Genomic DNA, 13,643 nt, shown 5'->3' with positions numbered 1-13,643 from the left:
AGGACAATGGCACGCGTAAAACGTGGTGTAACCACCAAGGCGAAGCATAAGAGGATTTTGGTTCAGGCGAAGGGCTATTATGGCCGTCGCAAGAACACGATCCGCGTCGCTCGCCAGGCTGTCGAAAAGGCCGGCCAGTACGCTTATCGCGACCGCAAGGTCAAGAAGCGCACCTTCCGTGGCCTGTGGATCCAGCGCATCAACGCGGGTGTCCGCGCTGAAGGCCTGACCTATTCGCAGTTCATGCACGGCCTGAAGCTGGCCGGCGTCGAGCTGGACCGCAAGGTCCTGGCCGACATCGCGATGCACGAAGGCGAGGCGTTCAGCGCCATCATCGCCCAGGCCAAGGCTGCGCTGCCCGCAGCCTGAAGCTGATCGATCGCAAGATCGTCAAAAGGGGCGCCGGGGCAGATGCCTTCGGCGCCCTTTTTGTTTTTCCGGTTTTACCCCGTTCGTCCTGAGCGAAGTCGAAGGACATCACTGAGCGCCAGCGAAGTGCCTTCGCTGCGCTCTGGCGGGGGCTTCGACAGGCTCAGCCCGAACGGATTTTTGGGGACGGCCTGACATTTGAGGAACCATCCCATGTCGCTGCATCTCTGGTGGTTATATGTCACGGCGGTCTTCCTGATCTCGGCCACGCCCGGCCCCAACATGCTGCATGTGATGACACAGAGCATCGCCCATGGTCCGCGCAAGGCGCTGGTGACGATGGCGGGGCTGATGAGCGCCGTGCTGCTGTGCCTGATCGCGTCGGCGCTGGGCCTTGGCGCGCTGCTGAAAGCCTCGCCGCGCCTGTTCGACATATTGCGCTATGCCGGCGTCGCCTATCTCATCTGGCTGGGGATCAAGGCCTGGCGCGCGCCGGTCGGCAATGCGGACGGCGGCGATGCCGGCCCGGTCCGCTCGGCCCGTGCGCTGTATGCGACCGGCCTGCTGACGGGCCTGTCCAACCCCAAGCTCATCATCTTCGCCGCAGCGCTCTTCCCCCAATTCATCGACCTGGCCCGCCCCTTCTGGCTTCAGCTCGCGATCCTGATCGTCAGTTTCGTGGTGATCGAGAGCTTCTGGTATTCGGTCTATGCGCTCGGCGGCCTGCGCCTTGCCCGCTGGCTGGCGCCCGCCAACCGGCAGAAGCTGTTCAACCGCGGCACCGGCCTGATGTTCATCGGCTTTGGCGGCGCGCTGCTGGGCGCGCGCGCCTAACCCTTTCCTTGATCGACATGCCCCGCTAAGGCCGCGGGCATGTTTCCGCCACCACAGGCTCTGGAAGAAGAATGACCGAAATTAGCGCACTGAAAGCCGGCCTGATCGCCGACATCGAGGCTGCCGACACGCTGGACGCGCTGGAAGGGCTGCGCGTGGGCGCGCTGGGCAAGAATGGGGTCGTCACCGGCCTATTGAAGACGCTGGGCGGCATGTCGCCCGAGGAGCGTCTCGAGAAAGGCCCGCCGATCCAGGATCTGCGCGAAAGCGTGACCGCCGCGATCGCCGACCGCAAGGCCGCGCTGGAGCAGGCCGCGCTCGACGCCCGCCTCGCCTCGGAAAAGGTCGACATGACCCTGCCCGCCGATCTGGGCCCGCAGGGCAGCGTCCACGCCGTTTCGCAGGTGATGGACGAACTGGCGGAAATCTTCGCCGACCTCGGCTTCTCGGTCGCGACCGGTCCGGAGATCGAGGACGACTGGCATAATTTCACCGCGCTCAACATCCCCGAGACGCACCCGGCGCGCGCGATGCACGACACCTTCTACTTCCCGGACGAGGAAGGGCAGAAGAAGATGCTGCTGCGCACCCATACGTCGCCGGTGCAGATCCGCACGATGGAGTCTTTTGTTGCGTCTGGGCAGGAACCGCCGATCCGCATCATCGCGCCCGGCCGCGTCTATCGCAGCGACTCCGACGCGACCCACACGCCGATGTTCCACCAGATCGAAGGTCTGGTGATCGACAAGGGTATCACCCTGGGTCATTTGAAGTGGACGCTGGAAACCTTCCTCAAGGCCTTCTTCGAGCGCGAGGACATCGTCCTGCGCCTGCGCCCGAGCTATTTCCCCTTCACCGAACCGTCGGTGGAAGTCGATGTCGGCTACACGCTGACCAATGGCCAGCGCGTGATCGGCGGCGACGGCGATGCGCCCGGTGGCGGCTGGCTGGAAGTGCTGGGCAGCGGCATGGTCAACCGCCGCGTGATCGAGGCCTGCGGTCTTGATCCCGACGAATGGCAGGGCTTTGCCTTCGGCACGGGTGTCGATCGCCTCGCCATGCTGAAATATGGCATGAACGACCTGCGCGCCTTCTTCGACGGCGACCTGCGCTGGCTGAAACATTATGGATTCTCGGCACTCGACGTGCCCACGCTGTCGGGAGGAGTCGGCGCATGAAGTTCACCCTGAGCTGGCTCAAGACGCACCTCAAGACCGATGCCGATCTGGCCACCATCCTCAAGACGCTGAACGCCATCGGGCTGGAGGTCGAGGATGTGGAGAACCCGGCCGAGAAGCTGGGCGCGTTCAAGATCGCCAAGATCCTGACCGCCGAGCGTCATCCGCAGGCCGACAAGCTGCAGGTGCTGAGCGTCGACCATGGCGACGGCAATCCGTTGCAGGTCGTGTGCGGCGCGCCCAATGCCCGCGCTGGCCTGATCGGCGTGTTCGGGGTCGAGGGCGCGGTGGTGCCGGTCAACGGCATGGTGCTCAAGAAGACCGCCATTCGCGGCGTCGAATCCAACGGCATGATGTGCTCCACCCGCGAACTGGAGCTGGGCGACGATCATGACGGCATCATCGAACTGGCCGGCGACGCGCCGGTCGGTGAGGTCTATGCGAACTGGGCCGGCCTCAACGACCCGGTCATCGACGTGTCGATCACGCCCAATCGCCAGGACTGCATGGGCGTGCGCGGCATCGCCCGCGATCTCGCGGCGGCAGGCCTTGGCACGCTCAACGCCATCATCGTGCCCGAGATTGCCGGCGTGGGCCCCGCCCCCGACGTGCGCACGGACGATGTGGACGGTTGCCCCGCCTTCTTCGCCCGTTCGGTCAAGGGCGTGACCAACGGCGCCTCGCCCGAATGGATGGCGCGCCGGCTCAAGGCGATCGGCCAGAAGCCGATCAGCGCGCTGGTGGACATCACCAACTATATCATGTTCGACCTTGGCCGGCCGCTGCATGTCTATGACATGGCGACGCTCAAGGGCGGACTGGTCGCGCGCAAGGGCAAGGCCGGCGAGGAAGTGCTGGCACTCAATGGCAAGACCTATGCCATTGACGAGACGATGACCGTGATCGCCGACGACGAGGCCGTGCATGACATTGGGGGCATCATGGGCGGCGAACATTCCGGCGCGCAGGACGGCACCACGGACGTGCTGATCGAATGCGCCTATTTCACGCCCGAGCGGATCGCGGTGACCGGCCAGAAGCTGGCACTGACCTCAGATGCGCGCGGCCGGTTCGAGCGCGGCGTCGACCCCGCCTTCCTGGACGATGGCCTGTCAATCGCCACCAGCCTGGTCATGACCCTGTGCGGCGGCACTGCATCGGAAGCGACCCGCGCCGGCACCCCGCCCGCGACGCCCAAGACGGTCGCCTATGCGCCCGACCAGTGCCTGGCGCTGGCCGGTGTCGATGTACCGCATGATGTACAGATGCGCATTCTGGAGAGCCTGGGCTTCGGCGTCAGCGGCGAAGCCGGCAGCATCGAATATCAGGACGGCGTGCCGGTGAGCGTGCCGGGCCACTGGACCATCAGCGTGCCGACCTGGCGCCGCGACGTCGATGGCTGGCCCGACATTGTCGAGGAAGTGGTGCGCATCGTCGGTCTGGACCATGTGCCGTCCACCCCGTTGCCGCGTGTGCCGGGCGTCGCCCGCCCGACCGCCACGGCCGAGCAGCTGGTCGAGCGCCGCGTGCGCCGCACCGCCGCCGCGCGGGGCCTGGCTGAAGCGATCAACTGGTCTTTCATTTCCGAGAAGGAAGCCGCGAGCGTTGGCGGTGGCGACTGGATGCTAGCCAATCCGATTTCGGAAGAGCTGAAGGTCATGCGGCCCTCACTGCTGCCCGGCCTGTTGTCGGCGACGAAGCGCAATGTCGATCGCAGCGCCACGTCGATCCGACTGTTTGAACTCGGCCGGCGCTATTTCAAGCAGGGCGAACGCGCCACCGTCGGCTTCGTGCTGGCGGGGGAGAAGACCGCGCGCAGCTGGCAGGGCGGCAAGGCCCAGCCCTTCGACGCGTTCGACGCCAAGGGTGAAGTGATCGCGCTGCTGGCGGCCGCCGGTGCGCCGGTCGGCAACCTGCAGAGCATGGGCGAGGCATCGGCAGCCTATCATCCCGGCCAGTCGGGCACGCTGCGCCTCGGCCCCAAGGTGGTGCTGGCTGAATATGGCGTGCTGCACCCGAGCCTCGCCAAGCAGTTCGGCCTGTCCGGCACGGTGGTCGCAGGCGAGATCTTCCTCGATGCGATCCCGGCCAAGCGCAAGAGTGGCTTCATGCGCGCGCCCTATGCGCCGCCGGCCTTGCAGGCGGTGAAGCGCGATTTCGCCTTCCTGGTGCCGGAAGCGGTCGAGGCGGATGCGCTGGTGCGCGCGGTCAAGGGCGCGGACAAGAAGGCGATCGTCGACGCCCGTCTGTTCGACGTCTTCACCGGCCCCGGCGTGGATGAAGGCCACAAGTCGCTGGCGGTAGAAATCACGCTGCAGCCGGGCGAGAAGAGCTTCGCCCAGGAAGAGCTGGACGCGATCAGCGCCGCCGTGGTCAAGGCCGCCCAGAAGCTGGGCGCGAGCCTGCGCGGCTAAAGCGAGAAAGGCCGGCGATGGACGGGAAGGCTGAACGACTTCAGGCCCGCCTCGCCGGCCTCTTCTACATCGGCACCATTGGCTGCGGCATGTTTGCCGAGGCGGTGGTGCGCGCGGCCCTGATCGTGCCGGGCAACGGGCGCGAGACGATGCGCAACATCGCCGACTATCCCTGGCTCTACCGGGCCGGCGGGGCGAGCGATGTCGCCATGCTCTGCTGCTATCTGGCGGTCACCGCCCTGCTCTATGGCCTGTTCGCGCCGACCGGGCGGGTGCTGGCCCGCACCGCCGCCCTGTTCAGCCTGACCGGCATTGCCGTGCTGGCGGGCAACAGTCTGCTCCATCTGCTGCCGCTTGCGCTGATTGATGGTGCGCCACATCCCGGCATCCCGATGGCGGAGGTGCAGTCGCTTGTGCGGATCAGCCTCAGCCTCCACAATGATCTCTACGGCATCAGCCTCATCTTCTTCGGCATTTATTGCCTGCTGACCGGCTGGCTGGCGATCCGATCGCGCCGGTTGCCGGTGGCGGTCGGTGCGCTGCTGATGGCGGGCGGCGCGGTCCATCTGGTCGCGCGCAGCCTGGCGCTGCTGTCGCCGGCAATCGGTGAGGCGATCCCCGGCCAGCTCGATTTCGTGCCACTTCTGGGCGAAGGCGCCTTCGCCATCTGGCTGCTGCTGTTCGGGACGCCGCGCCCGGCGGCGCCGGAGGTCAGCCCGTAATCTTGCAGCCCTTGGCCGATGCCATGCCGCGCAGATAGCCACGCCGGGCGAGACCGGCGGCAATCGCGGCGCGCAGGCGACGTTCCGCCGGGGCGGCGCCGCTGATTTCCCGCACCACGCCGCGGAACGGGATCAGCGAATTGACCAGCGACTTGCCCACACCCTCGGCGATCTTGCTGGTGCGATCCTCATTGGCTTCGCGGCCGATGGTGAAATCGGGACCAAGCACCTTGTTGAGCGCCGCCATGTCGCCATTCAGCGCCTTGCAGCTCTTGCCCGATGGCGCGGCATAGGGATTTTCCTCGGCCGCGACGAGGATCGGCGGCACCTGCGTCTTTTCAATGCCGACATCGCGGGCCGGCTGGGACGCGATTTCGCCCGCCTTGTCGAGCGTGTCGTCCCTCTTCTTGCCCTCTACCTGGGCGAGCGCCGACGTGCCGAGCAGCAACAGGATGGTGGCGGTCGATACGGCAATTTTCATCATTGGTCCTCCCGCTGGCTCAACCCGCCAGCCCCCATGTCGGTTCCGCAACGTAACGATTGCGCGGCGGGCGAGACAGTCGGGATTTGCCGCATCGGACCTTGGAATAGAGCCTGATTCACGTCATCTGCGGAAGCCCAAGGTGCTTCCACAGATGACGATCCGGTTCTATGCCGCTGGGCAAACAGGAGTGTTTCGCCATGAACGACCGCATCGCCATCGCCTCCGACAATCTGTCCGCCAGCATATCGCCGCTAGGCGCCGAACTCTGGTCGCTGACCGATGCGCAGGGCCGCGAGCTGATGACCGATGCCGACCCGCAATGGTGGACCGGCCATGCCCCCCTGCTCTTCCCGTTCGTCGGCCGATCGCGCGGCGACGTCTATCGGCTGAACGATGTCGACTATCCGATCGGCCAGCATGGCTTTGCCCGGACCAGCCCCTTCACCCTGGTCCATCGCAATGAGGAAGCCGTGCTATTCCGGCTGGAAGCGGATCGGGAGACGCGCGCCGTCTATCCGTTCGACTTCCGCCTCGACATGGGGTTCGTGCTGGAGGGGCCGAGCCTGCGCATGACCGCCACCGTCATGAACCGGGGCGAGACGGCGATGCCCTTCTGCTTTGGCTATCACCCCGCCTTCGCCTGGCCGCTGCCCTATGGCGGCAGCGTCGAGGACCACCGCATCCACTTCGAGCAGGCCGAACCCGCGCCGATCCGCAAGGTCGGCAGCGAGCCGGGGCTGATCGCGCTGGAGAGCGTGCCCTCGCCGGTCGAGGGGAAGGAACTGGCGCCGACCCATGCCATGTTCGCCGGCGATGCCCTCATCTGGGACGATCTCAACAGTCGATCGCTGAGCTGGGGCGTGCCCGGCAAGCCGCACCTGAAGATCGATTTCCCCGACACGCCCTGGCTCGGCCTGTGGCAGAAGCCGGGCGCCCATTATCTGTGCGTCGAACCCTGGGCCGGCATGGCCGACCCGGTCGGCTTCACCGGCGATGTCTGGGACAAGCAGGGTGTCATGACCCTGCTGCCGGGTGACAGCCGATCCTTCCGCATGGACGTGACGCTGGTCGGGGCTGAGGGCGAGGCCTAACGCGCGACTCGCTTTGGGCGCAAAAATCCCTATATGGGCGCCCCATGAGCATCCCATCCCGCCGCACCTTCGCGATCATTTCCCACCCGGACGCCGGTAAGACCACGCTGACCGAAAAGCTGCTGCTGGAAGGCGGCGCGATCCATCTGGCCGGCGAAGTCAAGGCGCGCGGCGCGAACCGGCGCGCCCGGTCGGACTGGATGAAGATCGAGCAGCAGCGCGGCATCTCCGTCACATCCTCGGTCATGACGTTCGAACGGACGCGCGATGGCGAGACCATCACCTTCAACCTGCTCGACACGCCGGGTCACGAGGATTTCAGCGAGGATACCTATCGCACCCTGACCGCGGTGGACTCGGCCGTAATGGTGATCGACGCGGCCAAGGGCATCGAGCCGCAGACGCGCAAGCTGTTCGAGGTCTGCCGCCTGCGCAACGTGCCGATCATCACCTTCGTCAACAAGGTCGACCGCGAGGGCCGCGAGCTGTTCGGCCTGCTCGACGAGGTGGCGGACCAGTTGCAGCTCGACGTCTGCCCGATGAGCTGGCCGGTCGGCATGGGTGGCGAGTTCGAGGGCATTTACGACTTCGCCACCAACCGGCTGATGCAGCCCACTGGCCCGTCCAAGGAATTTGACGGCACCCGTCACCAGTTCAGCGGTCTGGATGATCCCAAGCTCGCGGATTATCTGTCCGAGCGGGGCCTGGAAAAGCTGCGCGAGGAAGCCGAGCTGGCCCAGGGCGGCTATGCCGAGTTCGACCTGGAACGTTACCGCCATGGCGACCTGACCCCGGTCTATTTCGGGTCGGCGCTGAAGCTGTTCGGCGTGACCGAGCTGATCGACGCGCTGTCCGCCCATGCGCCGCCGCCGCGCGCCCAGCCGGCCGAGCCGGCCCCGGTCGAGCCCGAGGGCAGCGAAGTCACCGGCTTCATCTTCAAGGTGCAGGCCAATATGGACCCGATGCACCGCGACCGCATCGCCTTCATGCGGCTGGTGTCGGGCAAGTTCCGCCGCGGCATGAAGCTGACGCCGAGCGGCAGCGGCAAGGCACTGGCCGTCCATTCGCCGATCCTGTTCTTCGCGCAGGACCGCGAGCTGGCGGACGAAGCCTTCCCCGGTGACATCATCGGCATCCCCAATCATGGCGCGCTGCGCGTGGGCGACACGCTGAGCGAGAAGCCGGGCCTGCGCTTTACCGGCCTGCCCAATTTCGCGCCGGAAATCCTGCGCCGCGTGCAGCTGAAAGACCCGACCAAGACCAAGCAGCTGCGCAAGGCGCTGGACGACCTGTCCGAAGAGGGCGTGATCCAGGTCTTCTATCCCGAGATCGGCAGCAACTGGATTGTCGGCGTCGTCGGCCAGCTGCAGCTGGAAGTGCTGATCAGCCGGCTGGAGGCGGAATATAAGGTCGCGGCGGTGCTGGAGCCGTCGCCGTTCGACACAGCGCGCTGGATCAGCGGCGACGATCAGGCGATCAAGGATCTGGTCGCCTATAATGGCGCCAACATGGCCAAGGACCGCGACGGCAATCTGGTGTTCATGGCGCGCAGTGCCTGGGACATCGGCTATCAGCAGGAACGCCATCCCAAGGTGAAGTTCAGCGCCACCAAGGAGCGCTAAGCCGACAGCGAAAGTGACAGGGCCATGCCCTGTCACCTCACGCGTCAGGCCGTCACCCAATCCTTGCGCAGCGCCTTGCCGGCGAGCGCCATGAACAGGCCGGCGAGCAGGTAGAAGCCTAGCGCCGCGACGATGGCGTATCTCAGCGCTTCGTTGCCATAAGTCGGCGTCAACGCATCGGACAGGGCGCCGACGCTCCAGCTGCCAAGGCCAAGGCCCACCAGGTTGTTGATGAGCAGGAAGGTCGCCGAGGCGCTGGCGCGCATGTGCGGCGGCACCAGATGCTGCACGGCGGTCAGCACCGGGCCGAGCCAGACATAGACCAAAGCCTGCGGTATCAGGAACAGGGCGAAGGCGAAGCCGACGCTGGACGAGAGCACCCCGACCACGAATAAAGGCATGCCGATCACATAGCTGATCGCGGGCACCCAGGCGAACCAGGCCTTGTCCCTATTGCCCATGGCATCGCCCAGGAAACCGCCGAGCAGCACGCCCGCGACCCCGCCCAAAAGCAGCAGTCCGCCCAGGAACTGACCCGCGCCCATAAGGTCGAGGCCGAAGCTGCGCATCAACAGGCTGGGCAGCCAGAAGGCGACGCCATAGCCACACATCGAGCTGCACGCGGCACCCAATGCCAGGAACCAGAAGCTGCGCTTGGCCGCGAGAATGCCGAACACGGCGCTGACCGGCACGGGTGTGCCCGCCTGCACCGGCCGGGCCGGTTCGCGCACCACCAGGCGGAAGAGCGGTGCGATGAGGATGCCCATGATGCCGACCGCGATGAAGGCGGTGCGCCATTCGACGGTCTGGGCGATATAGCCGCCCAGCAGCACGCCGCCGGCCGACCCCAGCGGAATACCGAGCGAATAGATGGAGAGGGCGCGGGCACGCTGATGCTGCGGGAAATAGTCGGAAATGACGGCATAGGAGGGGGCGACGCCGCCCGCCTCCCCCACGCCGACGCCGATGCGGAACAGGAACATCTGCATGAAATTGCCGGCCATGCCGCACAGCGCGGTGAAGCCGCTCCACACCGCCAGACTGACGGTGATGACCCAGGTGCGGCTGGTCCGGTCGGCCAGCAGCGCCAGCGGGATCGCCAGCGTCGAATAGAGAAGCGCGAAGGCGATGCCACCCAGCGCGCCGAGCTGGGTATCGGTCAGCCCCAGCTCCGCCTTGATCGGCCCGGCGAGGATGCCCAGGATCTGTCGGTCGAGGAAGTTGAAGGTATAGACCAGCAGCAGCATCGCCAGCACGACGCCACGATAGGCGGGGGAAGAGGTTCGGTCGGTCATGCGGGTCTGATACCAAATTTTCCGTTCGCTTCGAGCCAAGTCGAGAAGCCGGTTATGCAATGGTTCTCGACAGGCTCGAACCGAACGGATGGGGTGGAGAGGATCAGAACTTGACCGACCCGGTCACGAACACCTGGCGCGGGTTGCCGTAGAAGGCGGTCAGCGTACCTTCCTTGCCCAGCGAGGGGGTGGGATAGCCGGCCGCATTGTTGATGATCGCGCCAGTCACCGGATTGGCCGCGACGAAGGTATAGCCCGAGGTCTTATATTCCTTGTCGAGCAGGTTCTTGCCATGGACGCCGATGCTCCAGCGATCGCTGGGGGCGGTATAGACCAGGCTGGCGTCCCACAGCGCATAGCCCTTCTGATCGATATAGGGGTTGGGGATTTCGAACTGATAGGTCTTGGAGCGCCAGGAGACGGTGCTGCCGAAATAGAGGCTGCCATCCCCCACCGGGACATTGTAGCTGAGTGTGCCGCTGGCGGTCCATTTCGGCGTGTTCTGGACCCGGCGATAGTCGGCGACATCGGTCGGCACGCTGGCGATATTGGCGATATATTCGCGATAATCGGCGTCGATGAAGCCGATCGCGGTCTGCAGGTTCAGACGGTCGCCGCCGCTGAAGATGTCGCGGCCAAGACGCGCATTGCTTTCGAACTCCAGCCCCTTGAAGCGCGCCTTGCCGGCGTTGGACACGACACCGCAGAAGGAGGGCGTCGCCACGCCGCCGACATTGACGGTGCAGGCGACCGAACCGGGAATCTGCACATCCTTGTAATCGGCATAGAAGCCGGCGACCGCGACATAGAGGGCGCCATCCATCAGATTGCCCTTGTAGCCGACTTCATAGCTGTCGACCTGTTCGGGCGCGAAGCTGAGGAAGGAGGCAATTTCGCTGTCCTGACGGATGCCATCGCCATTGAGGTCGGGCGCGTTGGTGCCGACCCCGCGCGGGTCGAAGCCGCCGCCCTTGAAGCCCTTGGAATAGCTGGCGTAGATATTGTGATCGGCGGTCGGCTTGTAGCTGACCGAGAAGCGCGGCGTGAACTTCTTGAACTCGCGCTCGCCACGGAAATTGGTGCTGGGCGCACCGAAGGGAATGCCCGCCCCGTCGAACACCGGCGAGCCGCCACCCAGATAGCTTTGCCGCAGGATATTGGCCCGGCGCGTGTCCCAGGTATAGCGACCACCGGCCGACAGGCTGAGCTGATCGGTCAGGTCGAAGCTCATGTCGCCGAACACGGCATAGGTTTCGGTGTCGACATTGGCCTGGGTGAAGGCGGTCAGCCCGGCCACGGTGGTGAAGATGCGGGTGTCGAACTGGGTGTCGGCGCTGGCATCGAGATAATAGAAGCCGACCATGCCGTGCAGCCGGCCCTTGTCATAGAGAAGCTGGAATTCCTGGCTGAGCTGTTCATTCTTGTAATAGGCCGGCACGTCGACATCGACGGCGGGCAGCGCGTCAAAGTCGATCGGCGAGGCGCTGTCATCCTTGCGCCAGGCGCTGATCGAGCGCAGCGTCACCGCATCATTGAGTTCGGCCGTCAGGTTCATCGAGAGGCCGTAGGACTTCACATATTGCTTGGGGTCGACCAGCCCGCCGCGGGTGTCGAACACATCGTCCAGCACCGGCGCGCCCGATGCCTGGCCCGGAATCAGGCGGTGGCCGCCACGCGGGTTGCTGTTATCCTTGGTATAGTCGCCGGTGATGCGCATCAGCACCGGGGCGCCATAGCCGCCCATTTCGAAGGTGGCGCGGCCGGCCCAGATATCCTTGTTATAATTATCCTGCCCGGTGGTGAGATTCTTGCCGAAGCCGCCGCGCGACAGGCGGGCGAAGGCGCCACCGACGCGCATCAGGTCGCCGATCGGCGCCGACACGCTGATGATGCCATCGGCCTGATCATAGCTGCCATAGCTGCCCTTGAGCTTGAGCGAGAAGTCCTGCGGCAACATCCTGGTCACATATTTGACCGCGCCGCCGATCGTGTTGCGGCCATAGAGCGTGCCCTGCGGCCCGCGCAGCACCTCGATCCGTTCGACGTCATAGATGTCGAGCAGCGCACCCTGCGGCCGGTTGAGATAGACATCGTCGAGATAGATGCCGACGCCCTGTTCGAAGCCGGAAACCGGATCCTGCTGGCCCACGCCGCGGATGAAGGCGGTCAGCGTCGAATTGGTGCCGCGCGACGCCTCCAGCGTGGTGTTGGGGGTCACATTGGCAAGGTCGCTGATGTCGATCGCCCCGCCCCGTTCCAGATCAGCGCCAGAGAAGGCGCTGACCGCGATCGGCACCGACACCAGCGTTTCCTCACGCCGGCGGGCGGTGACGATAATGCCGGCCTCTTCGGTGTCGGCGACGGGCGCCGACGCGTCCTGCGCGAAGGCGGGGAATGCCATCGCGCCGGTCCAGGCGGCGGATGCGAGGGCAAGGGCACGAATGCTGTGATGGGCCTTCATCGGCGTTTCCTCTCCTGAAGCGGCCCCCGGTCATCCGGGTAGCCAATCTGCTTGCCCTTTGAATAATGAAAGTTGAACCATCTTTCAACTTCAAATATGAGGGACGGCGAACAAGGCCACCAGACGTCCTCAAATGATTGAAAAGGCACGTATTGGCAGGCAGAGGGAGAGAGCATGACCGATCCGGCTTCCCCACGGGATGAGAGACGCGACGACAAGGCGCCACGCACCGCGCGGGGCGAACGCACGCTTCGCGCGCTGCTGTCGGCGGCGGCCGAGGAGTTTGGCGAGAAGGGTTTTCACGACGGGTCGGTGAGCGGCATCACCCGCCGGGCCGGCTGTGCGCTGGGCAGTTTCTACACCTATTTCGACAGCAAGGACGACATTTTCCGCGCGCTGGTCAACGACATGTCGGGCCAGGTGCGCGACTATGTCTCGCCGCGCATCGCCGATGCGAGTAACGGGATCGAGGCGGAGCGGATCGGCCTCTTAAGCTTCCTGGAGTTCGCCCGCGCCCACAAGGAAATCTACCGCATCATCGACGAGGCCGAGTTCGTCGACCAGGCCGCCTATCGCGCCCATTATGAGAATACCGCCACCCGCATGGCCGCGCGCCTGAAGAAGGCCGCGCAGCAGGGCGACGTGCGCACAGACGTGGAAGAGGTCCATGCCTGGGCGATCATGGGGATGAATGTGTTCCTGGGCCTGCGCTATGGCGTGTGGGACGACAGCCGCCCGGCGCAGGAGATTGCCGACATCGCCAACGCGTTGATCGAGAAGGGGATCGGCAAGCGCGCTTGAGGGTTGCACCGCGGCCGCCTATCGGGACAAGCACCGATGGTCGCGCCCTGCCCCTGCTGATAGGGCCGGGCGTCAGGCCCCAAAGCAAAAGGCGGACAGGCGATGCGCACACTCCAAAAACAGACATTCCTTCTGGCATCGATCCTGCTGGTCAGCGGCTGTGCGACCACCGCCACGCCGCCGTCGGCCAGCGCCCCGGTGCCGCCGACCACGATCGAGGCGGTCGGGCAGCTGACCAAGGCCATCCCCTTCCCGCGCGGCTATCTCGACCCCGCCGCGCTGCCCAACAGCCTGACCCTGCTGCCGCCCCCGCCCGCCCCCGGCACCGCCGCCAAGGCGGCCGACGAGGAAGCCTATCGCGCCGCGCTCGCC

Annotated in this window: 11 protein-coding genes and 1 pseudogene; 9 read left to right on the top strand and 3 right to left on the bottom strand. The window is 65.5% G+C overall.

Features of this window, described 5'->3' with window-relative positions:
- The first annotated feature begins 6 nt into the window (after positions 1-6).
- The 5 genes from rplT to A0U87_RS09130 all read left to right on the top strand — a co-directional run bounded on the left by rplT (position 7) and on the right by A0U87_RS09130 (position 5,517).
- Entirely contained in the window at positions 7-369 is a 363-nt protein-coding gene (gene rplT, locus A0U87_RS09150) for a 50S ribosomal protein L20 (RefSeq protein WP_004208917.1), read from the top strand.
- A 213-nt stretch (positions 370-582) separates the two neighbouring features.
- Positions 583-1,203: a LysE family translocator gene (locus A0U87_RS09145; protein WP_048938155.1), complete on the top strand. Its 621-nt coding sequence runs from the start codon at positions 583-585 to the stop codon at positions 1,201-1,203.
- A 71-nt stretch (positions 1,204-1,274) separates the two neighbouring features.
- Complete coding sequence (pheS, locus tag A0U87_RS09140; protein ID WP_048938156.1) at positions 1,275-2,381, top strand: phenylalanine--tRNA ligase subunit alpha; 1,107 nt, start codon at positions 1,275-1,277, stop codon at positions 2,379-2,381.
- Positions 2,378-4,795 carry a phenylalanine--tRNA ligase subunit beta gene (gene pheT, locus A0U87_RS09135; protein WP_048938157.1) on the top strand — a complete coding sequence of 806 codons (2,418 nt, stop codon included), beginning with the start codon at positions 2,378-2,380 and terminating at the stop codon, positions 4,793-4,795. Before pheS ends, pheT begins: the two co-directional genes overlap by 4 nt.
- 17 nt (positions 4,796-4,812) lie before the next feature.
- Positions 4,813-5,517, top strand: a complete 705-nt coding sequence (locus A0U87_RS09130; protein ID WP_137405454.1) for a DUF4386 domain-containing protein — start codon at positions 4,813-4,815, stop codon at positions 5,515-5,517.
- Here the strand turns inward: A0U87_RS09130 and A0U87_RS09125 are convergent.
- Positions 5,507-6,001: a hypothetical protein gene (locus A0U87_RS09125; RefSeq protein WP_048938159.1), complete on the bottom strand. Its 495-nt coding sequence runs from the start codon at positions 5,999-6,001 to the stop codon at positions 5,507-5,509. The genes A0U87_RS09130 and A0U87_RS09125 overlap by 11 nt on opposite strands.
- Before the next feature lie 197 nt (positions 6,002-6,198).
- On the opposite strand from A0U87_RS09125, the gene A0U87_RS09120 reads away from it, so the two are divergent.
- Positions 6,199-7,092, top strand: a complete 894-nt coding sequence (locus A0U87_RS09120; protein ID WP_048938169.1) for an aldose 1-epimerase family protein — start codon at positions 6,199-6,201, stop codon at positions 7,090-7,092.
- A gap of 44 nt (positions 7,093-7,136) precedes the next feature.
- Positions 7,137-8,714: a peptide chain release factor 3 gene (locus A0U87_RS09115; RefSeq protein WP_017502740.1), complete on the top strand. Its 1,578-nt coding sequence runs from the start codon at positions 7,137-7,139 to the stop codon at positions 8,712-8,714.
- Between the two features lie 44 nt (positions 8,715-8,758).
- Here the strand turns inward: A0U87_RS09115 and A0U87_RS09110 are convergent, their stop codons facing one another.
- Positions 8,759-10,009, bottom strand: coding sequence for an MFS transporter (locus A0U87_RS09110; protein WP_048938160.1), 1,251 nt, complete (start codon positions 10,007-10,009; stop codon positions 8,759-8,761).
- Positions 10,010-10,112: 103 nt separating this feature from the next.
- A complete protein-coding gene (locus tag A0U87_RS09105) occupies positions 10,113-12,470 on the bottom strand; it encodes a TonB-dependent receptor (RefSeq protein ID WP_048938161.1) in 2,358 nt (785 codons plus the stop codon).
- Positions 12,471-12,644: 174 nt separating this feature from the next.
- On the opposite strand from A0U87_RS09105, the gene A0U87_RS09100 reads away from it, so the two are divergent.
- Both A0U87_RS09100 and A0U87_RS09095 read left to right on the top strand, forming a co-directional pair.
- Complete coding sequence (locus A0U87_RS09100; protein WP_122928396.1) at positions 12,645-13,271, top strand: TetR/AcrR family transcriptional regulator; 627 nt, start codon at positions 12,645-12,647, stop codon at positions 13,269-13,271.
- A 102-nt stretch (positions 13,272-13,373) separates the two neighbouring features.
- A pseudogene (locus A0U87_RS09095) lies at positions 13,374-13,643 on the top strand (acid phosphatase); the annotation flags it as partial.

Origin of the sequence: Sphingobium sp. MP9-4 (genome assembly GCF_005281675.1) — a bacterium.
In the GTDB taxonomy this organism is placed as follows: domain Bacteria; phylum Pseudomonadota; class Alphaproteobacteria; order Sphingomonadales; family Sphingomonadaceae; genus Sphingobium; species Sphingobium yanoikuyae.
This window is presented reverse-complemented; position numbering and strand designations above follow the sequence as displayed.